The sequence below is a fragment of the Parabacteroides sp. MSK.9.14 genome (genome assembly GCF_019041495.1).
GTDB classification, from domain to species: domain Bacteria; phylum Bacteroidota; class Bacteroidia; order Bacteroidales; family Tannerellaceae; genus Parabacteroides; species Parabacteroides merdae.
Genome location: NZ_JAHPXO010000014.1, coordinates 1 through 25,460 on the forward strand (window position 1 = coordinate 1; position 25,460 = coordinate 25,460).

Annotated in this window: 16 protein-coding genes; 13 read left to right on the top strand and 3 right to left on the bottom strand. The window is 47.6% G+C overall.

The window, feature by feature from the left end; genetic code table 11:
• The first annotated feature begins 393 nt into the window (after positions 1-393).
• Genes dut through KTG12_RS09150 form a run of 4 tightly spaced genes read left to right on the top strand, consistent with a single transcriptional unit; the run spans position 394 to position 4,796 of the window.
• Positions 394-825 carry a dUTP diphosphatase gene (gene dut, locus KTG12_RS09135; RefSeq protein ID WP_138273279.1) on the top strand — a complete coding sequence of 144 codons (432 nt, stop codon included), beginning with the start codon at positions 394-396 and terminating at the stop codon, positions 823-825.
• Between the two features lie 30 nt (positions 826-855).
• Positions 856-2,631: a tetratricopeptide repeat protein gene (locus tag KTG12_RS09140; protein ID WP_371745034.1), complete on the top strand. Its 1,776-nt coding sequence runs from the start codon at positions 856-858 to the stop codon at positions 2,629-2,631.
• Positions 2,624-3,463 carry a DUF4292 domain-containing protein gene (locus tag KTG12_RS09145; RefSeq protein ID WP_005633514.1) on the top strand — a complete coding sequence of 280 codons (840 nt, stop codon included), beginning with the start codon at positions 2,624-2,626 and terminating at the stop codon, positions 3,461-3,463. Before KTG12_RS09140 ends, KTG12_RS09145 begins: the two co-directional genes overlap by 8 nt.
• A gap of 1 nt (position 3,464) precedes the next feature.
• Positions 3,465-4,796: a murein hydrolase activator EnvC gene (locus tag KTG12_RS09150; RefSeq protein WP_005633512.1), complete on the top strand. Its 1,332-nt coding sequence runs from the start codon at positions 3,465-3,467 to the stop codon at positions 4,794-4,796.
• A gap of 56 nt (positions 4,797-4,852) precedes the next feature.
• Here the strand turns inward: KTG12_RS09150 and KTG12_RS09155 are convergent, their stop codons facing one another.
• Genes KTG12_RS09155 through ribF form a run of 3 tightly spaced genes read right to left on the bottom strand, consistent with a single transcriptional unit; the run spans position 4,853 to position 8,188 of the window.
• A complete protein-coding gene (locus tag KTG12_RS09155; RefSeq protein WP_005649681.1) occupies positions 4,853-6,142 on the bottom strand; it encodes a lipopolysaccharide biosynthesis protein in 1,290 nt (429 codons plus the stop codon).
• A 54-nt stretch (positions 6,143-6,196) separates the two neighbouring features.
• Positions 6,197-7,252, bottom strand: a complete 1,056-nt coding sequence (locus tag KTG12_RS09160; protein ID WP_005633509.1) for a M20 family metallo-hydrolase — start codon at positions 7,250-7,252, stop codon at positions 6,197-6,199.
• Positions 7,253-7,261: 9 nt separating this feature from the next.
• Positions 7,262-8,188, bottom strand: a complete 927-nt coding sequence (gene ribF, locus KTG12_RS09165; RefSeq protein ID WP_005649679.1) for a riboflavin biosynthesis protein RibF — start codon at positions 8,186-8,188, stop codon at positions 7,262-7,264.
• A gap of 127 nt (positions 8,189-8,315) precedes the next feature.
• On the opposite strand from ribF, the gene KTG12_RS09170 reads away from it, so the two are divergent.
• The 9 genes from KTG12_RS09170 to KTG12_RS09210 all read left to right on the top strand — a co-directional run bounded on the left by KTG12_RS09170 (position 8,316) and on the right by KTG12_RS09210 (position 25,402).
• Positions 8,316-11,465 carry a hypothetical protein gene (locus KTG12_RS09170; RefSeq protein WP_005649677.1) on the top strand — a complete coding sequence of 1,050 codons (3,150 nt, stop codon included), beginning with the start codon at positions 8,316-8,318 and terminating at the stop codon, positions 11,463-11,465.
• Between the two features lie 27 nt (positions 11,466-11,492).
• Positions 11,493-12,035: an RNA polymerase sigma-70 factor gene (locus tag KTG12_RS09175; RefSeq protein WP_005633503.1), complete on the top strand. Its 543-nt coding sequence runs from the start codon at positions 11,493-11,495 to the stop codon at positions 12,033-12,035.
• A 627-nt stretch (positions 12,036-12,662) separates the two neighbouring features.
• Positions 12,663-13,643 carry a FecR family protein gene (locus KTG12_RS09180; protein ID WP_005633500.1) on the top strand — a complete coding sequence of 327 codons (981 nt, stop codon included), beginning with the start codon at positions 12,663-12,665 and terminating at the stop codon, positions 13,641-13,643.
• A gap of 158 nt (positions 13,644-13,801) precedes the next feature.
• The gene (locus KTG12_RS09185; RefSeq protein WP_005633498.1) at positions 13,802-17,281 is read left to right on the top strand and encodes a TonB-dependent receptor; all 3,480 of its coding nucleotides are present in this window, start codon (positions 13,802-13,804) and stop codon (positions 17,279-17,281) included.
• A gap of 32 nt (positions 17,282-17,313) precedes the next feature.
• Positions 17,314-18,786 carry a RagB/SusD family nutrient uptake outer membrane protein gene (locus KTG12_RS09190; RefSeq protein ID WP_005649674.1) on the top strand — a complete coding sequence of 491 codons (1,473 nt, stop codon included), beginning with the start codon at positions 17,314-17,316 and terminating at the stop codon, positions 18,784-18,786.
• Between the two features lie 85 nt (positions 18,787-18,871).
• The gene (locus KTG12_RS09195; RefSeq protein ID WP_005633494.1) at positions 18,872-20,059 is read left to right on the top strand and encodes a family 16 glycosylhydrolase; all 1,188 of its coding nucleotides are present in this window, start codon (positions 18,872-18,874) and stop codon (positions 20,057-20,059) included.
• 1 nt (position 20,060) lies between these two features.
• Complete coding sequence (locus KTG12_RS09200) at positions 20,061-21,632, top strand: DUF4832 domain-containing protein (RefSeq protein ID WP_005633492.1); 1,572 nt, start codon at positions 20,061-20,063, stop codon at positions 21,630-21,632.
• Positions 21,629-23,785, top strand: coding sequence for an alpha-N-acetylglucosaminidase (locus KTG12_RS09205; protein ID WP_005633489.1), 2,157 nt, complete (start codon positions 21,629-21,631; stop codon positions 23,783-23,785). The genes KTG12_RS09200 and KTG12_RS09205 overlap by 4 nt, the downstream gene beginning before the upstream one ends.
• 21 nt (positions 23,786-23,806) lie before the next feature.
• Positions 23,807-25,402 (top strand): glycoside hydrolase family 31 protein, encoded by a 1,596-nt coding sequence (locus KTG12_RS09210; RefSeq protein ID WP_005633487.1) that lies wholly within the window; start codon positions 23,807-23,809, stop codon positions 25,400-25,402.
• Positions 25,403-25,460 lie beyond the last annotated feature (58 nt).

Consider the following 25,460-nt stretch of genomic DNA (forward strand, 5'->3'; position numbering starts at 1 on the left):
CTCTTTTTTCATCTTTGTTGACTTTTATGAAGTCAACCTATTTCAGGACGAGACAGAAAGTCATAGTCTTTGTTTTGCAATATAAGCATAGATTAATCAATTAGTTGGTATGTTTTGTTTCCATACATCCGGGTGTCCGGAGCAGAAACATCCGGGTGTAACCGCCCCATACACCCGGATGTTGAAAGGTGCAAGATGGGGGTGTCTGTGATCATTTCTGCTTGTTTTCCGTACTTTTCTTGCTTGTTTTGAAGAAAAAGCATCATAAGGGAGCCAAAACACTCCGGTGTGGATGCATATAGGTGTACTTAGTATAATTTAAAGAATAATGGAACTTCCGGGAGATGGTAATCAGGGATATTTATGTAAATTTGCCCGGAAATAAAAGAGTTTATGGAAGTAAAGATCATAAATAAGTCACACCATCCGCTGCCGGGATACGCGACTCCGCTGTCGGCAGGAATGGACATTCGTGCAAATCTGACGGAACCGGTAGTGTTGAAACCCCTTGAACGGAAACTGATACCGACCGGATTATATATCGCGTTGCCGGAAGGCTATGAGGCACAGATGCGCCCCCGTAGCGGCCTGGCATTGAAGCATGGCATCACATTGCTGAACACGCCGGGTACTATCGATGCGGACTATCGCGGCGAGATCGGCATAATCCTGATAAACCTCTCTTCCGAATCGTTTACCATCAATGACGGGGAGCGTATTTGTCAGATGGTGATCACGGCTCACAGCCAGGTCGTCTGGCAGCCGGTGGAAGTGCTGGACGACACCGAACGGGGAGCCGGCGGTTTCGGCCACACGGGGAGATAATTAAAAATTAAGAATTAAGAATTAAAAAATATGGGAGGGATGCTAAAGTCTCTGATCTCGATATCTTTTCTATTATTCCTGATCGGGAGTCCGCAATCGTTGAGGGCACAGGATCAGGAGGCGAAGGTGGAAATATCGTCGAAGCCGAATAAAGTGAGTGCCGGGGATCAGCGGAAGTTCGATTACTTCTTCTATGAAGGGCTGAACCTGAAGGCAGCCGGGAAATTCGATGCCGCTTATGATGCCTTTAACCATTGTCTGGCGATCGATTCGACCGCCTCGGCCGTCTTATACGAACTTTCTTCGTTTTATGCCCAGCTGAATCGTCCGGAAAAGTCGCTGGAGATGTTGCGGCGTGCGGTGGCTTACAGTTCCGATAATTTTACCTACCGGCTGGCGTTGGCGACAATGAGCCGCAACCTCGGTATGTTCGGCGAGGCGTCGGACGAGTATGAGAAGCTTGTAAAAGATTATCCCGGAAAACCGGAGTTGAACTATTACCTGGCGGATGCGCTTACGCAGGAAGGTGAAATCGGGAAGGCGATCGATGCTTATGACGCCCTCGAATCGTCCATAGGCATGAGCGAGGCGCTTTCCATGCAGAAATATAAATTGTATAATGCGTTGGAGCAGAACGATAACGCGTTCAAAGAGGTGGAAAAGCTTGCCGCCAAATTCCCGATGGAATCCCGCTATCAGATCATTTTGGGGGATCTCCACTTGGAAAAGAATGATACGGTCAAAGCGTTGAAATATTATCAGAAAGCACACGAAATCGATCCGGAAAGTCCCTATTACATTGTCTCTATGGCGAACTATTATGAAGTCGTCGGTAATAAAGACGCCGCCGAGACGCAGATACGCAATGCATTAGTGAACGAGAAATTGGATGTCGAGACGAAAGTCGGTATCCTGTCCCGTTATATTCTCAAACTGCAGCAGACGAAGAAGGGGACCGAGAGTGCGAATGCCCTTTTCCAGACATTACTGGAACAGCATCCGGAAGATACCGATCTGAAACAGATGTACGGCAGTCTGCTGGTTGCGCAGGGGAAGACTGATGAGGCCCGTTTCCAGTTTCAGCTGATTACCGAGATGGAACCTTCGAATGCTGCTGCCTGGCAACAACTCTTGAATCTGGCGTTGAAGTCGGAAGACATTCCCGAAGTGATCCGTATCTGTACCCGTTGCCAGGAGCTTTTCCCCGATGCACCGGAGTATTACTTTTATCTTGGGATCGCTTATTTCCAGCAGGAAAAGTATCAGGATGCACTGGATACATACAAAGCCGGCCTGGAGATTATCCCGGAGACGAACGTCGGGTTGAAGTCTGATTTTTACGGACAGATAGGCGATATCTACTATCAGATCAAGAATATGCCGGAAGCCTATAAAGCGTATGATGAAGCGTTGAAGTACAACGACAAGAACGTGGTCGTCCTCAATAATTACGCCTATTTCCTCTCGCTGGAAAAGAAAGATCTGAAAAAGGCGGAACGGATGAGTGCATTGGCAGTCAAACTGGAACCGAACAATTCGACATATCTCGATACGTATGCCTGGATATTCTTTGTACAGGGAAACTATACGCTTGCCAAGATATACATAGAGAGCGCGCTTGCCAACGATACGACCAAAAGCTCCGAGCTGGTAGACCATTACGGCGATATCCTCTTCATGAGCGGCGATAAGGAAAAGGCGCTTGAACAATGGAAGAAAGCGAAGGAGATGGGAAAAGAAAGCGATGTGCTGGATCGCAAGATCGCAGAGGGAACCTATATAGAAGAGGAGGTCAAGAATGAATAAGATAAGCCTTGCCTTTGCGCTGGTCTTTTTTATCGCCCTGTCGTTCACAGGTTGTAAATCGACCAAGAAAGTCGGTACGGTCGAAGCGGGCGGGGCGAAAGCGCATAACGAGTTCTTTACGCTTATGCAGGAGCAGGCGTTCAAGTATGAAACCCTGACTGCACGCCTGAACGTGGACTTGAACTTGCCGGGCAACAATATGAGTTCGCGTGTGGATCTGAAGATGGTAAAAGACAGTGCTTTCCAGTTGTCCGTGCAACCCTTTTTAGGTATCGAGGTTTTCCGCGCCGAGATCAGTGTGGACAGCGTAAAGGTGATCGACCGTATGAACAAGCGCTATGTGGCTGACAATTATGCCAACCTGAAAGGGCAGACACCGATCGAGTTCAATTTTTATAATCTGCAGGCACTTTTCACCAACCGTCTGTTCCTTCCCGGACAGCAGGGGATCAGCCCGAAGCTGTACAACCGCTTTAAGCTGAAGCAGGACGGGCCCGCAGCCGAAATACAGGTAAAAGACGTGATGGGGTTGCTGTACACCTTTATGGCGGACGGGGAGGAGAAGATTCTCTCAACCTGTATTTCCGAACCTTCGGACCGTTACGCCTTGCAATGGGATTATGCTGATTTTCGCTTGGCAGACGGACAGCCTTTCCCGATGAGAATGGATGTGCAGGTGATGAAGGATGGCGCTTCGCAAGGAGGAGTCACGTTGCATTTCTCCCGCATGCAGACGGATGTCCCGGTGAAAATGGATTTTTCCATTCCTGCCAAATATAAACGTATCACGTTGTCTCAGATCATCAAATCGTTGAGTAGTAATAAAATGTAAGATGAGATACTTCTGGCTCGTCATATTCGTGCTGTCGGTCGGTTCTGTTTCCGCACAGAACTCGGCAAGAGTACGCGAACTCGAAAAGCAGCGTAAAGCCGCACTTGCCGAGATCGAGATGACCAGCCAGCTATTGGACGAGACGCGGCAGACGGCGCGTAACTCGCTGAACCGGCTGAACCTGCTCTCCAAACAGATCCTTTCTCGTAAACAGGTCATCAGCCTCCTGAACCAGGAGATCGGGGAAATAGACAAGCAGATAGCCGCTTCCCGCCGGAACATTTCCCAATTGGAAAAAGAGTTGGGGAATAAGCGGCAGAATTACGGGAAATCGGTTCAAAGCATATACAAACGCCGCAGTTCGCAGGATAAGTTGTTGTTTATCCTTTCCGCCGACAATTTTGCCCAGTCCCTTCGCCGTATGCGTTACCTTCGCGAGTATGCCGACTGGCAGAAGAAGCAGGCTTCCGAAATTATCGGTAAGCAGAAGGAAATTGTCGGCAAGCAGAAAGAACTGGAAAAGACACGTGCCGAGAAGAACGCCTTATTGGGTGCGCGGGAGGATGAAAGCCGTAAGCTCCAGACCGAGGAATCGAGCCAGAAAGAGGAGGTGCAGCAGTTAAACAAGAAACAAAAGCAGTTGCAGGCCGACCTGAAAAAGAAGAAGAAGCAGGCTGATGCTTTGAACCGCCAGATCGAAAAGCAGATAGCCGAAGAAATCGCCCGCGCCGAAGCCGAAGCCAAAGCTGCCCGCGAACGGGCGGCCCGTGCTGAAAGGAACCGTTTGGCACGTGAAAAGGCGGCTGCTTCAGGAAAGAAAGTCCCTGAAACAAAACCGGAGACGGAGCCGGTCCGCGAAGAACGTGTCGCCGACACCAAAGGCGGGTATGCCATGACAAAGGCCGAGAAGCGCTTATCCGATGATTTTGCAAGCAATAAGGGGCGTTTGCCTTATCCTGTGTCCGGCCGCCATACGATTGTCGCTGCCTTCGGCGAACAGCAGCACCAGGAATTGAAGTATGTCCGTACGAATAACAGCGGTATAGACATCCAGACCGCTCCGGGTACGGATGCCCGCGCCGTGTTCAATGGTGAGGTGACGCGTGTGTTCGTTGTTCCGGGATATAACAATTCGGTCATTGTCCGCCATGGTAACTATTTGACGGTATATAGCAACTTGAGCCAGGTCTATGTGAAGGCAGGCGATAAGGTGAGTACCCGCCAGGCGATCGGAAAGATCTTTACCGATACAGAGGACGGCAATGCCACGATCCTTCATTTCCAGCTTTGGAAAGAAAAGACGAAACTGAATCCGGCTCCGTGGCTGGATTGACGAAAAGGCGCATTGAGGCTGACCGGGGGCGCGTCACGACGGATGTAGCAGGTGTGTCAGGGCTGATCGTCGTCATGTGTCAACCGGAGTTTCCGGAGTGCGAACCTCACATCCTCTTTATTGATCAGAAAGTCCTTTGGGCGAGTTCCTGTTTTCCTGCAGAAAATAATCATGGAGAATGCCAGCATGGTGCTGAATGCGATACTGGAACTGATGGCCGATCCGAACACTCCGTAGTGCGGGATCAGCAGGTAGCCCGAAACAAGCAGGCTTATCAAACCGACAAAAGAACTGCCCGTGCTGTAACGTATTTTGCCGCTTCCGGTAAAATATTGGCATAGTATGCTGTTGCAGGCCAGTGCTATGATTCCGGCCGACAACCCTGTTATGACGTTGTGCATCCCTACGAACTCGGCGCTGAACAGATAATCCGTATAGATCCATTCCGGTATCAGAAGAATGCAGCCGGTCGCAAGTGTGATGGCACAAAAAGTTAGTTTGAAGAACCGGAGCGTGATTTGTTTTTGCTCGCCGGGTTTATGTGTCCGGGCAACGCGGCTGTATGTGATAAAGCCGATGCTGCGATTGATATGCCAGACGCTCTCGGAAATCTTGGTTCCCGCATCCAGCAGTCCGACGCTTCCCAACCCGGCAAACCGTTGGATCAGGAAATAGTTGAGGCGGGTAGTCAGGATCTCGGCAATATTGTCCGCACTTCCCCAAAGCCCGTAAGCAAACATCTCTTTCAAAAGAGCGTATTGGGAGCGTCCCTTCCGGGGATCTGCCTCTTTTTTGTTCAGAAACGGCAGGAGTAGGAAAAGGCTGACGAGAAACGCGATACCGTTTGTGAAATACATTCCCCACAGGTAAGCGGTTACGTTCCGTATCTTCAATCCGTAATAAAGGAATAATAAGACAAAAAATAGTAATCCTCCTTGCAAGACAAAGGTCAGGTTGAACCCGAAAATCTGATTCTTTCCCAACAGGAAACGGGAGTTTGCGGCAACGAGGGAGGTCAGAATGGAAAGAATATAAATATCAAGGGCGTGCCCTTCGGGAAGTACTCCGAGGATGGCCATGCTGCCGCAAGCGATGCCAGCTCCGGCGGGTGTCCAGCAGTAAGAGGGTAAAAATACGGCTTGCATGGAATAGCGGTTCATGAAATAGACGATCGTATTTCCCGCCAATATTCCGCAGAACATGGTGGCGATTCCTACTATCGCCAGAATCAGCCCGACCAGTCCGACTCCTTCGACACCCAATACCTTGGCATTGATAAAGATCAGTGCCAAGTTCAGGATGGCGATTAGGTAACGTGTGCCGATGGTTGTGAAGAGGTCCCTCATATTAATTGAAAGTTTGAAGAAAGAGAGGATGCGGTAGAATGATCTTGCTCTTTTTCAATTGTCAATCGTCAATTGGTCGAGCAGCTTGATATACATATCGATTGCTTCCCGTATCTCCATCAGGCCGATATATTCGTCGGCGGCATGGGAACGGGCGGAATTTCCCGGTCCGATCTTCACGGAAGGGAAGTGCATGAGGGCCTGGTCGCTCAAAGTAGGCGAACCGAAAGGCTCTTTTCCCATCATGACGGCACGGCGTACGAACGGATGTTGCAAATCTGTACGGGTGGAGTTGAGGCGGAAGCTGCGGGCCTTTATTTCGCAGCCGACCTGCGATTTGATCAGTTCGAACAGTTTTTCGTTGGGATAGAATTCGTTTGTCCGGATATCGACGGTGAATTCGCAGCGGTCCGGAACGACATTGTGCTGTGTCCCGGCGTGGATAATCGTGACGCTCATTTTCACCGGTCCGAGGAAATCGCTTTTTTCCGGGAACTGATAGGTGTTGAACCATTCGATGTCTTTCATCGCAAGCGTGATCGCATTGATCCCCTCGTTCCGGGCGGCATGTCCTGCCTTGCCGGTGCTGACACAGTCCAGGACCATCAACCCTTTTTCGGCTACGGCCGGTTGCATGCCGGTCGGTTCGCCGACAACGGCGAATGCGATAGGGGGAAGGTCGGCAAGAGCGCTTTCCAGCCCGTTCTTGCCGGAAACTTCTTCTTCGCATGAAGCCAGGAAGATCAGGTTGTAGGGTTGTTCCTTCCCTGATAACACCCTGAATGCTTCATAAAGAGAGACTACGCTCGCGCCGGCATCATTGCTGCCAAGGCCGTACAGACGCTCGTCTTCCGTCTCCTCCGGATTGAACGGATCTTTCGTCCAGCCCGAAGCCGGTTTGACAGTGTCGATATGGGAGTTGAGCAGCAGGGTAGGCTTGTCCAGATCAAAACCGGGAGCGATCAGCCACAGATTATTCCCTTTGCGGTTCACCTTATACCCGGCTTTTTCCCAGCTCTGCTTGAGAAAATCAGCCGTTTCTCCCTCCTCCCTGCTGAAAGAAGGACGTGAAATCATCCCTTTTAATAGGTCTATTGCGTCGTAGTACATGATTATGTTTTATTCCGTTAATATTCTATCCACCGTCTCCCTGTCTTTTTTCAGTTGGTCGATCAGTTGGTCGAGGGTGTCGAATTTGATGTCGCCTCGTACGTGTTGTATGAACGTGACTGTTATTTCGTTATTGTAGATGTTGCCTGAGAAGTTGAGGATGTTTACTTCCAGCGTGATGTTGTCCCCGTTGTCCAGGGTCGGGCGGTTACCGATGTACAGCATTCCCTTGTAGCGCAGTCCGTTCAGATATACCCGAACGGCATATACGCCGATACCCGGAATGATCTTGAAAGGCTCGTCCACTTGGATATTGGCGGTCGGGAAACCTAATTTCCGGCCGACCTTATAACCGCTGACGATGCTTCCCTTCAGCCCGTAAGGATAAGTCAGCAGATGAGCCGCCTCCTCCACCCGGCATTCCGCAAGGAGTTTCCGTATTTCGGAAGAACTGACGGCCGCCTCTCCTTCGCTGTATTGCGAAGCTTTGATAACCCGCATGTCGCAAGCCTCGCCATACGTTACATACTGCTCGAAGCCATCCTCGCGGTTATGCCCGAAACGGTGGTCGTAGCCGATCAGCAACGTGTCCACATGCAACCGGTCTGCCAATACGGTAGTGATAAACTCTTTTGCCGTCAGGCGGGATAGTTCGAGGGTGAAGTCCAGCACGATACAATAGTCGATCCCGGTGGAAGCCAAATGTTTCAATTTCTCTTCGAACGAATTGAGCAACTTCGGCTGATAGTCGGCATGCAGGACAGCACGGGGATGTTCGGGAAACGTGATGACGGCGGAAGGCAATCCAGCGGCTTCGGCCACCTGCTTCAGTTCGTGAATCAGAAAACGATGTCCCAGATGAACTCCATCGAAAAAGCCGATAGTGGCTACCTGCCTTTTCCCTTTCAATGTCTCCGTGTCTCTTACAACTATCATCTTTGCAGTCTTAAGTGCTTATAATTATATCTACAAAAGTACATAAAAACTGCGAGTAATAATAATACGGAAATAAATCGTACATTTGGAAAGTGATTTGAACGAAAAACATTTGTATTAAGTTTATATGAAAAAAACATGTATCTCCCTATGCCTGATCGTCTTTGCCGTACTTCAGGCATACGCTGCATCTTCCTGGAAAGAGACAAGAACGGTCGTCTTTACTCCCGCAGGAAGTGAAAAAACACATCTGCTCCAACCCGATCAGAGTATCTCCGAAACCGTTACGTTCGGACAGTCCGGAATCCCGACGCGAAAATTTTTGCGTGTGATCGGAGGGGTGAAGATGCCTGCTCCTTTCCAGAACAGAGGTGAAGAAATGTTCCGCCGGTCCGAGTTTTATATTGACGACAACTTGGATTCGGTGATCCGTAAAAAGGACTGTTATTCGCTTTATTTCAAAGGCGAAGACGATAATTTCGAGCGCCATGCCTATTACCGCATTTCCGGTAAGTTGCTGAAACCGGGTGAACTGACGGTAACGCTGCCGGTCGTGAAGAAACAGGGTTTGACTGTTTCCGGGAATGGTGATTTCGGAGTCGAGATCGAATTGTTCTACCGGAAACCGGGACGGGCGGCTGACGATATCTATGACAAGCCGGATTCCGTGCTTTACATGCCGGTCCCGGAAGGTACGGGAAAATATCAGACGGTGTCTGAGACATTCACATTGCCGGAAAATGTGGCTTGTGCTTTCCTGCGTATCGGCGGGACGCATTTCAACGGCGAATGTTGGGTGGAAGCTCCGCGCCTGATACAAAACAAGAAAGCGGTTTGCTCCATACCGTTCACCAAGTTTGCCCAAAAACCGGACAACTACAACTACTGGATCGGCTGTAACCTCTCAACCCGCAGCTGGCCGATGTGGAAGCTCGAATTTAACGGGGAGACGCTTTTCGAAGGAAACATCTTCGACCGCGCTTCTAATGTGGCGGACTTCTATATCCCGCTTCCGTCTTCCTTGCATGGCAGTGGAGAGATGAAGCTGACGCTCCGGAAAGAGCCGCATCGCGCTGCTTATCCGTATGAACTGCGCGGTCTGGAGATCATCGAAGAGACCGCACGCGATTTTGAAGTCGTTTCCGTTCCTGAATATGTTGCCAAAAACGCCTCTTTCGGTATATTGGTAGAAACGAACAGGCCGAATGTCAGTCTCAAAGTGAAGGCAAACGGTGCTGCCACTCCCGCTGAGCAGGAGTGCCTGTTTGAAACCCCCGGCCTACATGTCGTGGAAATGCGTACAGGCGAGGCTGGTCACGCCATCCCGCTGGTGTTTGACGACGGTAGCCGTACGGAACAGGCGCAAATCCGCCAGGTGATCGACAAGGAGGCAGAGCTGATCTATCTTTCGTCCGGTGACGAAATTTATATCGACAAGCAATATACGCCGTATGATTATTTCTTCAAATGGTATGTTTCCAACCGGATCGGTAACTGGTATCAGTTCCGTCCTTCCTACCAGTGGAGCGGTTTCCGAGTAGCTGATCCTGCCGTCATCGGCCATTACACCCGATTGCTGGACCAGTTGAAGATCCCGTACGCCTGGCAAGTCGAAGGACGTACGCTGGCAGGCAGCCGGATCAATCCTTCTTTGGAAACATTGGCAACCCCGATGTTCCGTGGCAAGCAGGCGCATGAGAATGACGGCGGCTACTATTACTGGCAGCATTTCCAGTACCAGGGAGTATTCTCCGATATGGCGGCACGCAACCGTCCTTATGGCGGAATCTTTGCCAAACATCGTCCGATTTATACCGACCACGGCGTCTTTATCCATTATGATCCGGAAGGGGTGACGGACATGGCCGACGGCGCCCGCAAGCTCGTTGCCAATTTCCGCTATTCCAAAGGTCCGAGCACGCGCCATACGGGACCGTCCACGCTGTTCCGCTATCTGTATCAAGCCGGTTACGACTGGCTGGGAGCCGAACAGATGTACGGACCGGAAGAAATCATACTCTCTTCCCTGCGTGGTGCATCCCGCGCCTACAGCCGTCCGCTTTACGGGACGCTTCATGCCATGCAATGGGGCTCAGGGCCGTTTACCGATCCGAAACACTCCCTGCGCCTGTATATGTCGCTGGCCGTTGCTTATATGCACGGTTCTTCCCATATGAATACGGAAGAGGCCTTGTGGACGGACGAATATATGAACGACCGTTATTCCGTTTCCGGCAAGGAACACTTGTTTGCCCAACATCAGATGCTCGATTTCGTGGAAACGCATTCCCGCCGTGGCGACTTGAGAAGCAATGTTGCCGTGATCCAGGGGCGTAACGACGCCTGGAAGTCGTTCGGTCGTGGCAGCCTGTGGTCGCAGAAGGGTGATAAATGGAAGTTCAATAAGGCATGCGAGAGTTTCGATCTGCTGAATGTCTTCTATCCGGACAATATCGTGGATGGCTGCGGGCCGGAAGGTTGGTTTACTTCCACCCCTTACGGTACGGTTGACTTGCTTCCTGTCGAAGCGCCGCAAGACGTGATGGACCGGTATAAGGCGATGATCTTCCTCGGATGGAACAGTTACGACGCGAATGACTTCCTGCGTATCCGCGATTTTGTATTCAAGGGCGGAACGCTTTTGCTCACGGCGGCCCATCTGAACGAAGAGTTGCAGCCCGACCAGCCGGTCCGTTTCCCTGCCGACGATGCGGTTATCCGTGAGATGTTGGGAGAAAATTACCGGCAACTGACCACTAAGACGGAGATCGCCTGCGGTTCGGGAAAAATCATCTATTTCCCCCAGAAAGCCTATCCCGCCGAAATGATGTTGAAAGCTGATTATGTGGAAGCCATGAAAGAAATTGCTGCCAAGGCTGCCGGTGAGGAAACCTGCCAAGGCTGGATGGAGGCGGCTCCTTCAGTCGGTTTCACGGTTTGGGATCATTCGGACCGTCGTACGATCTATCTGTTGAATACCGATTGGGCGAGCGACCAAGACCAGCGTCCGGCCACCTTTATCTATAAAGGTAAAAAGTTTCCGGTTGTTGTGCGCCGTTATCATATTGAAACCATCCATTGCGCTGACGGCTTGGCTGTCATGCCGGCTTCCAATACGACGGATATCTTGTCTGTCTGCAAGAGAGAGAACGGCTGGGTGATCAAGGTCCAGACTACCGGAAACGATGTAGTTCAATGTATGAATGCCGTCACCGGAAAGGTCGAACCGATAAAATTCGATGAACCGGGTGTACATGAAGTGTTTGTTAATGAATAATTAGATTTTTTTTCTATATTTGCAAATATGGGGAATGCATCTTTGGACATAGATCAATACCGGCATATTTATACGGAGTATGCCCCGATGTTGATGCGCTTTGCGGAGAAGTTCGTTTCCGGTTTCTTTGCCGAAGATATTGTCCACGATGTATTCCTGAAGTTGTGGGACAAGCAGGTGTTCCGCCTTCCGGAGAATGACCTGAAACGGGTGCTTTATGTCTCCGTCCGAAATGCCTGCCTGGATTGTCTCCGCCGCATGAATATGGAGCAGGAGATCATCGATCATCGCGCCCTTCAGTTAAAATTGGAAGAGCTTGACTTCTTTGAGGCATCCGACGAACTTTTCATGCGAAAGGATTTGCTCGATCTGCTGATGAAAAAGGTTGCCGAACTGCCTGAAAGAAGCCAGCAAATCTTCCGTATGTCCTATCTCGAAGGTCTGAAAGCGGCCGAAATAGCAGAACGTCTGGATCTCTCTGTCCGTACGGTCGAGAACCAGCTTTATCGTTCCCTCCTTTATCTGCGTAAGAACTGTTCGAATCTGTTCCTACTGATATTTCTTTTATAAAGAATTTGCGCGTTGGCTTCACCCTGTCTTGCTATACGTTGAAAATCAATGTGTAAAAAAGTGAAGGCAAGCATCTGGACTGCCTTCACCTTAAAGATCTGCTTTCACTCATTGGAGTGACGAATTTGACCAAAGCCATCTTAATTCATGAGACGAAAGAATCAAAACAATCTCTTAAGTGAAAAAATAAAGGAATTATAGAAGCTTTTTAATGTCCTAATATACAAAAAATTAAGGCCTGTATTATAGCTCCTTGTATTTTTTGCCTAGTGTCAAAAGCCTTTTCGACCTTAGTCAAAAAGGTATTCGACGTAGGTCAAAAGCTCTATGACTTTATAGTCTGACGATAAAAGTATGGCAGTTGCCACTCTATGATACTTTTCGTCCCCCCAACTCATTTACTGGTTTGTCTGTTTTTTTACTTTTATAGACCACCTATAACAGGATTTTTTAATACACAGTCAACCCAAATTAGGACGAGACACACATGGTGAAGGCAATTCCCGGATTATGACGAAAAAAATTGTTTTTCTTGTGAGTATTTTTTCTTTCCCGTTCGTTGTGTATATGTAAGAACCAAGTTAACCATGTGTCGACTTTGTATCTACATCTAATAATTAAGTGAAAATGGAAAACGAACATTCGGAATTAATCATCGGGTATTTGCAAGGACGGCTGCAAGGTCGGTCTTTGGACGATTTTTATGCCTGGGTGAATGAAAGTGCAGACAACAAAAAATTGTTTTTCGAGACCAAAGCACTTTATGAAGCCTGCGCTCCTTCCCGTGGTGCTTCTGAAATACACGATAGTTGGCTTCGCCTTCTCGATAAGAGAAAGTCCCGCCAGCGTAAAAGATATTCCTTATTGACCCGCATAAGTACTTATGCGGCTGTGGCAATGTTTGCCGCAGCCATTACTTCTACTGTGTTTATCTTTTCTTCGAGGGAATATGACGACCGGATTACCAGTTATGTCGGTGGAGACGGGCTTGAAGCGGATGTTGTTGTGTTGCCGGACGGAACCCGCGTCAGTCTCGGAACCCGGACTTCTTTCTCTTATGATTCCCGTTATGGTAAGTCCGAACGTATCGTGCAACTGGAAGGAGAAGCCTATTTTGAAGTAGCCAAAGATAAAGATAAGCCATTTATTGTCAAGACCAAAGAACAATCTATCGAAGCGCTCGGGACGAAGTTCAACGTTTCCGCTTATCCGACCGATTCGCTCCTGACTACGACACTGCTGGAAGGTTCTGTCCTGCTGACCACGCAGAACCTGTTACATCCTATGGTCTTAAAGCCGAACGAACAGTTTGTCTATAACAAAAGAACGCGATCAGCCCTCCTGCAACAGGTCGACGCCAACCGGTTTGTTTCGTGGACGACCGGATATTATTATTTCCCCGAACAAAGTCTTGAAGCTATTCTGTACCGGTTGAGCCATGTTTACGGCGTGCAGTTCACTGTTAAGTCGGAAGCACTGAAGCGCCGGACATTTACCGGGACTTTCTATCGGGGGCAGAGTATCAAGGATATCATGGAGATTATCCATCTGTCAATCCCGGTCCGGTATAAGATCGACGATCATCACGTGACAATATCAGAAATCTAAATAAAAACAAATTGCTAATCTTAGTAGGAAATATGAACACCAGTTAGTCTTAAACCAAAAAGAAGAGAAAATCTTGCCGGATCTTCTCTTCTGAAAGTGTGAACAATTAAACTCCCATTGCCGTGGGATCATGTTTAATCTTAAAAACATTCAAAAGTATGAATAATCAACGTATAGTTGTTTCTCTTAACCTGAAAAGAACTATAAAAATCATGAAATTAACCGTGTTAATGTTGGCTGTTTGTCTGTCAAGCGTGGTTGCTTCCACCTATGCGCAAACTGCTACTCTAAATGTTTCAGCTAAGAATGAAACTTTAGAAAAAGTGTTGAAACAGATCGAAAAGCAGTCCGAGTTCCTGTTTTTCTATAATCTGGAAGAGATCAACAAGAACGAAAAGATCTCTATCAATGAAAAGAATGCTAATATTCAGACTGTGTTGGATGCTATTGCAGCTAAAACAGGTTTGAAATACACTATCAAGGATCGTCACATTGTCCTGACTTCCGAGGCAGCTCCGGCTTCTACCGCCACCACGCAGCAGAATCGTAAGGTGACCGGTACTGTAAGCGATGCATTTGGCCCTGTCGCCGGTGCAAACGTTATCCAGAAAGGTACGACTAACGGTACTACTACCGACATGGATGGAAACTTTTCCATCGAAGTTCCGGCTAACGCGACTTTGCAGATTTCCTTTATCGGATACATCCCTCAGGACATTGTTGTGAAGAACCAGAATGTGATCAACGTTCTGTTGAAAGAAGATACACAGGCTTTGGAAGAAGTGATTGTTGTCGGTTACGGTACGATGAAGAAGAAGGATATGACAGGTGCAGTTGCATCTGTCAAGATGGATGATACTCCTGTGGCAACAGTGTCTACAGTTAGTCATGCTTTGGCTGGTAAGGCTGCCGGTTTGCAGGTCAGCACGATTAGTGCCCAGCCGGGTGGACAATCAACTTTCCGTATTCGCGGTGCCGCTTCTTCTGATAAGGCGGGGAATGACCCGTTGATCATTATTGATGGTTTTCCTGTGAATTCTCCGGGTTCATTGGATAGTGGTAATCAATATTCAGGAGGTAATAAAGATAATATCCTGGCTTCTATCAATCCAAACGATATTGAATCTATTGAAGTGCTGAAAGATGCAAGTTCGACAGCTATTTATGGTGCTCGTGCCGGTAACGGTGTGATCATCGTGACGACAAAACGAGGTAAGAGCGGGGCGGCTAAGGTACAGTATTCCGGATCGGCTTCTGTACAGCAGATAGCCAAATCTTACGAGATGTTGGACGCTTCCGGTTTTATGCGGGCAACAAACGATTATACTCGTGAACAATGGATGCGTACGAACGGTGTTGGCATTTATGGAGGAAAAGAGGCGACAGACCCTTCCCTGCCGGCTTTGACATTGCCTTATACAGATGCTCAGATTGCCAATCCGGCTAATAATACGAATTGGTTTGATGAAATATCCCGTTTAGGTTTTCAGACTTCTCATAACTTATCTATAACAGGAGGTAACGATAATACGAAGTACTTGGTTTCTGGAAACTATTTTAATCAGGATGGTGTGATTAAAAATAATGGAATGACAAGATACTCTCTTCGTGCCAATTTGGACCAGAAGTTGAGCAAATATGTAAAGATGGGGATTAATTTGACGGCGACACGTAATGAATATGACAACGTGCCTTTAGGTAGTGGCCAGAATGAGAATGCCGGAATTTTGGTTTCTGCGGCTCAGTTTAATCCGGCTTTGCCCATTCGGGATGAGAATGGCAATTATTCGATGAACTCCGATGCTTCTTTCTTGCCGAATCCTGTTTCATTGCTGGACATTACAGATAAGACGACTCAAGAGCGTTTATTGGCAAATGCATTTTTTGAAGTTCGCCCGATAGATGGCTTATTGTTGAAGGCAAATTTCGGTATCGACCGTAACTATCAAAAACTGAAACAATATTTGCCAACGACAACGCTTTATGGACAACGTGAGAATGGTGCGGCCTCTATTGCGCAGGGTGATAATTCCGACTACTTGATGGAATTGACTGCTAATTATACGAAACAGGTAGGCGACCATAACTTCAACGCTTTGGTTGGTCATTCTTATCAGTTGTTTACATATGAAATGTTTTCAGGAAAAAGCAATGACTTCATTACAGACGGTTTCTTGTATAACAACTTGGGCGCGGGTAATGCAAAACGTCCGACTGTAGGATCGAGTGCAACCAAATCTCGTATGGCTTCTTTCTTCGGTCGTTTGAACTATACGTTTAAAGACCGTTATCTGCTGACAGCGACATTGCGTGCCGATGGTTCTTCAAATTTTGCTTCGGGTGAACGTTGGGGATTCTTCCCTTCAGTTGCTGCCGGATGGCGGTTTACGGAAGAAGAGTTCTTGGCTCCTTTGAGAAATGTATTGTCTAATGGTAAATTACGTTTGAGCTATGGTGAAACAGGTAACTCCAACGTAGGAGATAAAGCTTATAGCTATTATAAAGTAGGTAACAATAATATCTTTGGCAATTCCATGATCAATGGTGTCTATTTGAGTCAACTCGGAAACAATGTTTTGACTTGGGAAACAGCCCGTGAATGGAACGTTGGTTTGGATTTAGGTTTCTTGGATGGACGTGTCAATGTAACTGCTGAATATTATCATAAAGTCGTTTCCGATTTGTTGAATGAACAGACTTTGCTGTCTTATAACGAGGTGAATAAAATCATTGCGAACGTGGGTAAGACTCAGAGTCAGGGTTTTGAATTGACGATCAATACGACTAATATCCGTAATAAGGATTTTGAATGGACATCAGACTTGACATTCTCTCTCTATCGTGACAAGTGGAAAGAACGTGATCCGAAATGGAAACCGAATGCTTATGATGAGTATAACGGATGGATGCGTTACTATTCCGGTTATTTGTCAGATGGTTTGGTTCAAGTAGGTGAAACGATCGACCATATGCCCGGTGCATTACCCGGACAGGTGAAGATCAAAGATATTGACGGATATGTTTATGAATCCGATGGTTCCATTAAAGTTGATAAGCATGGCATTCCGATGAAGACCGGAAAGCCTGATGGTAAGTTGGATGATGCAGATAAAGTGATTTACGGATCTGCTGACCCTGGATATTTATTTGGGTTTAATAATACTTTGCGTTGGAAAAACTTTGATCTCAATGTTTATTTCTATGGACAGTTTGATAAGCTTTCTGCCGGAAGTTATAAGAAACAATGGTTGAGTAATAACGTTAATGACTTGCGCCGTGGTTATAATCAGCCTACTTCAATATCGGATCTTTGGTCCTCCAGCAATCCGAACGGTACGTTACCCGGATATTTCCAGACTGAAAGTGCCTATGGGGTCGGTGACTATTATTATGAAAAGACTTGGTTCATCCGTTGTCGTAACATTACTTTAGGTTATAATATTCCTATTAAGACCAGCAAACATATTCTGTCTAACGTACGTGTGTATTTCGACGTGAACAATCCGTTTACAATCACTCCGTATACAGGTCTTGACCCGGAAACTGACATTTCAAGTTCAGAAAGTGCTCCATCTCAGTTGCAATGGGCTTACCCGAATGTTCGTACTTACAGCTTCGGTTTGGATATTACATTCTAATAGTATAAACAGTTAAAAATAAAGATAAAGTCATGAAGAAATTATTATATACAGTAATGTGCTGTTGCGCATTGGCCTCATGTACTAATTTGGATTCGGAAAGATATGATGCGATCAATCCGGATTTTTTCCCGACGAATGAAAAGGATGCGGAGGCGCTTGTTGTGGGAGGTGTTTATGCTCCTTTCCGTAGTGCGGAATATAGCGGTGTATTCAGTACGGCTCACAGTTTCCAGGTTATTGGTGATATGTCAACCGATATTGCTGTTTGTTGTTGGGTGAATGATAGCTGGATTCCGCTGACAACTCATAACTGGACTCCGAATCATTCTTATACGACTCTCAATTATACGGATTATGCCAAATATTTGGGTACAATGACATTGACATTGGATCGTATCTCAAATGTAGAAATGAGTGACGAGAAGAAGGCTTTACTGATGGCTGAAACTCATTTAGGCCGTGGTTGGCTGGCATTTTTATTGTATGATTTCTATGGGCCTATTCCAATTCCGACACTGGAAGATTTGAAGAATCCGTTGGATGAAGTAATTGAGCCGCGTGCGACTCAAGAAGAGATGACAAATTTCATTGAAACGGAATTGACTGAATCATTGAAAGGCTTGCCTACCCGTACGACACAGTTCGGACGCTTTGATAAAGGTTTGGCGTATACGATTCTAATGAAGTATTACATGCATGAGAAGAATTGGGCGAAAGCGGAAGAATGCGGCCGTGAATTGTTGAAAGCCGAATACGGTTATGGATTGATGGACAGATATGCAGATATCTTTACGCTTGAAAATGAAGGGAACAAGGAAATTATCTTTGCTTGTACGGAAGAAAGAGGTACAAATCTTCAGTTGTGGCATGACCATGCTTTACCGGGAAACTACCCGACTAAGAATGCTTCTATCCAGAAATGGGATGGTTATAAAGTCCCTTGGCCTTTCTACCGTACTTTTGAGGAAGGTGATGACCGTCTGTCTGTTTTGGTTGGCGAATATGTAGGTACTGATGGTGTATTGTTTAATGAAGAGTCTGATATCGCCAAACATGGTAACCTTTATTCTGGAGCTGTACCTGTAAAATATGGTGAAGACCCCGAATCTACAGGAGACGGCAGCCAGATCGACTTGGTTGTTTACCGTTACGCAGACGTCCTGACTTTGCTTTCTGAAGCAATTGTTCGTAAGGGAAATGCCGTAACTTCCGAAGCACTGGATCTGTTGAATCAAGTTCGTGTACGTGCCAAGCTGAATCCATATACAATGGGTGATGTAAAAGGAGTAGACGATTTCTTGCAGAAAGTATTGGATGAAAGAGGGCATGAGCTTTGGTTCGAAGGTGTCCGCCGTTCCGACCTGATCCGTCACGGACAGTTTATCCAGAATGCAAGAGACCGTGGTTGTACGACGACTAAAGATGAGTTTGTTTTATTCCCGCTGCCTCAAGCTGTAATCAACGAAGGTAAGGGCAAAATCGTTCAGAATCCAGGTTATTGATCCGATTCTTTTAGAGTCTATATTTAAATTGAGAAAGGGCCGCTTCATTTGCGGCCTTTTTTCTCTCCGTTAACAAATAAATATCATGAGCAATAAATATCTATTCAGTACACTTCTTGCCTGTTTCCTTTTGCAGGTCGGCTTACAGAACATACAGGCGCAGGATTATCCCGCCAGCCCGTTGGAGAAAGAGGGTTACCGTTTGATTTTTCACGATGAGTTTGAAGGGAAAGAGATCGACCGGACGAAATGGATTCCTGAGTATCTGCCTTCTTGGCCGAAAGACCGGACTGTCTGTACACCGACGTATGAGATGAAAGACGGGGTGGTCCGGTTGACGATCGACCGGGATTCAAAAAATGAGTTTGATAAGGGAATGTATATATCAGGTTTTATGAGTGCCAGCCGCACCGGTATGCATCACTATGATCCGAAAAGGAAAGCCCTTCATTCGATCAAGACGGAAGCTACACAAATAAACCAGTATGGCTATTATGAAATGCGTGCCAAGATGCAAGCTGGGGGCGGGGTGCATTGTGCCTGGTGGTTGATCGGGTTTGAAGATGATCCGAACCAAAGTTGCGAGATCGATATCTTTGAAATATTGGGGACTGATGTCAATCGTATCTGGTCTACCGTACACAGCTGGAAAGACTCGACGATCCAGTATCACACGGAACATCCTTGGTTCGCTAATAAGAAATTGGCGGAAGAGTTTCATGTATATGGCTTCGACTGGACACCGGAAGGTGTGACTGTGTATGTGGATGGCATACAGGTGATGACGCATAAGGCGACGATCACTTATCCGCTGGTTCAGATTATCTCTTTCTATGACAATCGGAAAGCGAAGAACGGCTGGACAGGGACTTACGATCCTTCCGTCCCGTATCCGAAGAGTTTCGATATCGACTATATCCGCATGTACAAGAAGATACCCGAAGGCTGTCAGGCAGTACCGGAAAATGAGTTACGCATCACTTCTATCGAGCCGGCACGCTTGCAGGTATCCGAAGGAAAAGCTACCTTGCGCGATATTGACGGACATGTGACACGCGAGTTGTTATACACGCCTTCGTTTGTAAATGTGCATTATAACGACGGGACGGTAACACAGCAGTTTGTGGAATGGGAACCGTTGGATGATAAAGCTTTGCGCTTGGTTCAGGATGCCGGAACAGTTATCGTGAATGGGAAGATTACCGGTCTGCCGGATGGCTTGCTGAAAGGGCAGGAGGCTACATTGATTATAACAACAACTAAAAACGATTGATATGAAAAACATTGCGACCTTTATGCTGGTTTCCGCATTGATGCTTGGATTTTTCACCTCTTGCGATTCCGGGGTGCAGCATCGTACTTTCCGGGGTATTTATGCGGATGATCCGGCTGGAATGGAAGGGCTGTATAACCCCGAAAGAGGATTCCGACTTGAAGTGGCACTGGATGTAACGGAAAAGAACTATGTCTGGGCTCCCGAAGAATATCCTGATATCACTTCTTATCTGGAAGAACAGTCCGAACTCTATGCTTCCGATAGCGTATCACTGGTTCAGACCTACTTCTATTTGACGGGAGCAGTCGGAAAAGAGTTGACAGGAGAGGATTTTCGGACAATGGGTATTTTCTTTGACAAATTAAGGTCCTTAGGCAAGAAAGCGGTCCTCCGTTTTGCTTATGAAACCCAGTTTTTGGGGCGGGCGGCTACTGGTCCTACATTGGAAGACATCATTCGCCATACGGAACAGCTCAAGCCTTTCCTTGAAGAGAATAAGGATGTGATTCAGGTTGTACAGGCTGGCATGATCGGTGCTTGGGGAGAATGGCACAGTTCTTTTCATGGTCTCGAAAAGTCGGACGATACGAAACGGACTATTTTGCAACATATCTGCCGGATGACACCGGAAGGACGGGCTGTCCAGATACGGGTTCCCGAATATAAGAACCTGCTGGATACGGCTTCTAATGATTATAAACGGATTTCTTTCCATGACGACTTTATTGTGATCAAAAAGCATCAGTGGGATGGCGGAATGTCAGAAGGTACGCCTGCTTATGAGCAGATTGTGCGTGAGTCTCCTTGTTTTCCGGTCGACGGAGAATTACCTTGGGGAACCTGGAGCATGAATGAGGACCCCGATAATCCTGAAGCCGGGTGGATCATTGATGGATTGCAAACGGCACGCCGCCTGTTCCTGCAACATTTCACTTCTCTTAGCGTGATTCATAACTATAAGGAAAAGAATACGAAAGATAAGTATTCGATGATGTACTGGAAGGAAACTCCTGTTTCCACAGAATTCCTGCGGGAGAACAAGATGCCGGTGTCGGATGGGTATTTCATCAGGAAAGATGGCTCTGTAGCGGAACGGAATGTATTCGATTATATCCGGGACCATCTCGGTTACCGTATCGAGTTGCAGGAGATGACGGCTCCGGCGGTTTTGCTTGCCGGACAGGCTAATCCTGTCGAAATATCTTTGATAAACCGCGGTTTCTCGACTTTGTTTAATGAACATCCTGTCTATCTGGTCTTGATTGACGAGTCCGGTAAGGTTTGCCATGTCGCCTTGACGGATGCGAATGTGAATGACTGGCAACCGTATGAAACGGGCGACAGCTCCTGCACTCCGCTCCTGCATACGATTTCTACCGACTTGCAGATTCCGCTTGGTCTGGCAAAGGGAATGTACAGCCTCGGCCTATGGATTCCCGACGGCTCCGCCCGTTTGCAGTATGACAATCGTTTTGCGATCCGTTGTGCAAACGGCGATACGCAGTGGTGGGTGTCTCCTGACGGAAAGTATGGCGTCAATATCTTAATGAATAAAATCTCTGTCAAATGAAAATCATCCATATCCTCGGCATGTTGCTGGTTGCGCTTGTCGTAAAAGCGGCTTCCCCTATCGAAGGGTTGCTGGAACGTATCGACAAAGGTGCGTCGCGTAAATTTATGATTGAACAGGTGAAATCTCCTGTCGATTTTTTCGAACTCGACCAGAAAGGTGACAAGGTCGTGATCCGGGGTAATAATTATGTGAGTATCGCGACCGGGCTGAACTGGTATCTGAAATATCATGTCGGAATTCATCTTTCCTGGAATGGCATGCAGGCCGAATTGCCGGAGGTATTGCCGGCAGTGAAGCAGAAAGAACGTCATGAGACGGATATGAAATACCGCTATGACTTCAACTATTGTACCTTCTCTTATACGATGGCCTTTTGGGATTGGACGCGTTGGGAGAAAGAGATCGACTGGATGGCGTTGCATGGCATTAACTTGCCATTGGCGATGGTCGGGACGGATGGCGTTTGGTACAATGTGCTGAGCAAGTTAGGCTATACGAAGGAAGAAATCAACGATTTTGTAGCCGGTCCCGGTTTCCAGGCTTGGTGGTTGATGAACAACTTGGAAGGTTGGGGCGGCCCGAATCCGGATAGTTGGTATAAGCAGCAGATCGCTTTGCAGAAACGGATCGTGAAGCGGATGCGTGAATATGGTATCGAACCGGTATTCCCCGGATACTCCGGTATGGTTCCTCATAATGCAAAAGAGAAGTTAGGTTTGAATGTCTCTGATCCGGGATTATGGAACGGATATCGCCGTCCGGCATTTTTGCAACCGACAGATCCGCGTTTCGAGGAGATCGCTTCCTTATATTATAAGGAGATGAACAAGCTGTACGGCAAAGCGGACTATTACAGTATGGACCCGTTCCATGAAGGCGGAAGTGTGGCCGGCGTGGATCTGGATGCAGCTGGAAAGGCCATTATGCAGGCAATGAAGAAAAATAATCCGAAAGCTGTCTGGGTGGCTCAGGCATGGCAGGCGAACCCGCGTCCGCAGATGATCGGAAATTTGGAGGCGGGAGATCTGATCGTGTTGGATCTGTTCGCGGAAAGCCGTCCGCAGTGGGGAGATCCTGCATCTACTTGGTACCGGAAGGACGGGTTCGGACAGCATGACTGGATTTATTGTATGTTGCTGAACTATGGTGGGAACGTTGGATTACACGGGAAGCTGAAGCACGTGATCGACGAGTTCTATAAGGCGAAGGAAAGTCCGTTCGGTAAAACGCTGAAAGGAGTCGGCATGACGATGGAGGGGAGCGAAAACAACCCGGTCATGTTCGAACTGTTGACGGAACTGCCTTGGTGTCCGCAGCGTTTCGACAAGGATCAGTGGTTGAGGGAGTATACGGTTGCCCGTTACGGAAAGAGCAATCCCACGGTGCAGGACGCTTGGATACTGTTGAGCAATTCCATCTATAACTGTCCGGATGCAAATACGCAGCAGGGAACTCATGAATCTGTATTCTGTGCCCGTCCTACCGAACATCCGTATCAGGTTTCAAGCTGGTCGGAGATGAAAGACTATTATGATCCGAACGATGTGATTCGTGCTGCCGCTATGATGGTGTCTGTAGCCGATGAGTTCAAGGGAAACAATAATTTCGAGTATGATTTGGTCGATATCGTCCGCCAGGCGATCGCCGAGAAAGGACGTCTTACGGAGAAGGTTGTTGAGGCCGCTTTTGCCGCTGGCGACAAAAAGTTGTATAAGGATGCTTCCGACCGTTTCCTGCGTTTGATCCTGTTGCAGGACGAATTGCTGGCAACGCGTCCTGAATTTAAGGTTGGAACCTGGATCGCTCGTGCCCGCAGCCTCGGAGGTACTCCTGAAGAAAAGGAATTGTACGAGTGGAATGCCCGTGTACAGATTACGACTTGGGGTAACCGATTGGCGGCCGACGAAGGCGGCTTGCGCGATTATGCCCATCGCGAATGGAATGGTATCCTGAAAGATTTCTATTATATGCGCTGGAAAACCTGGTTCGATTATCAGACTCGGCTTTTGGATGGCAGAAAAACGGCGGCTATCGACTTTTATGCAATCGAGGAACGCTGGACGAAAGCAACAAATGTTTATTCGAGCGAACCGGAAGGAGATTGTATTTCGACAGTAAAACGTATATTTGTGGAAATATTCGGCAAATAACATAACAACATTGAATATATTATGACACGTAAATCAATCTGTCTCCTTTTCTTGGTTCTCTTGGCATTGCCCTGCTTTGCTGCGAGCAAGTACGAATCGAAAATAACGTCTCTCGAAGGAGAGAAATGGTGGGGCGGTGCAGTCGGCTTGGGATCGAAGATGCCTTTTGAAGGTGACTTGCGTTTGTTCGACCTCTCTGCCGAGAACCTGAACAATCAGAACGTGCCGCTTCTGCTTTCTTCGGAGGGACGGTATATTTGGAGTGACAAGCCGTTTTCTTTTCAGGTCGAGAATGGAGAGTTGCGTTTGTATTCCGATTATGAGAAGATGGAGCCGGTATTGGCGGGCCGTACGTTGAAGGATGCTTATATGGCTGCTTCTGCCAAACATTTCCCACCTTCCGGTGATTTGCCGGATCCGTTGTTCTTTTCCATGCCGCAGTATAATACCTGGATCGAACTGATGTATAACCAGAATCAGGAGGATATCCTGAAATATGCGGGTCATGTATTGGAGAATGATTTTCCGGTCGGCGTGTTCATGGTGGATGACAACTGGCAGAAATATTATGGCAATTTCGACTTTAAACCCGAACGTTTTCCTGATCCGAAAGGAATGATTGATCGTCTGCACAGACAGGGATTCAAGATCATGTTCTGGATTTGCCCGTTCGTCAGTCCGGATAGCCCGGAGTTTCGTGAGCTTCAGCAGAAAGGATTCCTGATCAAAAAAAGGGGGACGAATGAAGCGGCCATCATTCCGTGGTGGAACGGTTATAGTGCCTGCTATGACCTTAGCAATCCGGCCGCTGCCGAACATCTGAAACAACAATTGCGCGGCATGCAGGAGAAATATGGGGCGGATGGTTTCAAGTTTGATGCCGGTGATATCGGTCATTATAACGATCCGGAACTGGAGTTTTACGATAAGTCGGCTACTTCAGTGGATATGTGCCGGTATTGGGCGAAGATCGGGTTGGATTTCCCGTTTAACGAATATCGTGCCGGATGGAAGATGGGAGGTGAAGCGCTGGTTCAGCGTCTGGGTGATAAAGATTACTCTTGGAATGCGGTCGGCCTGCTGATCCCTGATATGATTGCTGCCGGTTTGCTGGGATATGCCTATGCCTGTCCGGATATGATCGGCGGAGGCCAGTTCGCCTCTTTCCTGGGAGTAGACCAGACGAAGCTCGATCAAGAGTTGATCGTGCGTTCCTGCCAGGTACATGCCTTGATGCCGATGATGCAATTCTCGGTGGCTCCTTGGCGCATCCTCGATGAAAAGCATCTGGCGATTTGCCGTGATTATGCCCGTCTGCATGAGAAGATGGGAGCATATATTCTGGAACAGGCGTATCATGCCGCAAAGACCGGTGAGCCGATCATCCGGCATATGGAATATGCGTTTCCGCACCAGGGGTTCGTTGATTGCAAGGATCAGTTCATGTTGGGTGACAGATATCTGGTTGCCCCGGTACTGACCAAGGAACACACGCGCAAAGTGATGCTGCCAGAAGGTGTATGGGTAGACGATACGGGTAAGAAGTTCAAGGGACCGAAAACGATTGAAGTGACAGCTCCTCTGGAACGCCTGCCTTGGTTCGAAAAAGTAAAATAAGCGGTTGAAAACATGGGTTTCTGATTCGCATAAACGAGAGAGGAGATATAAACGTTGT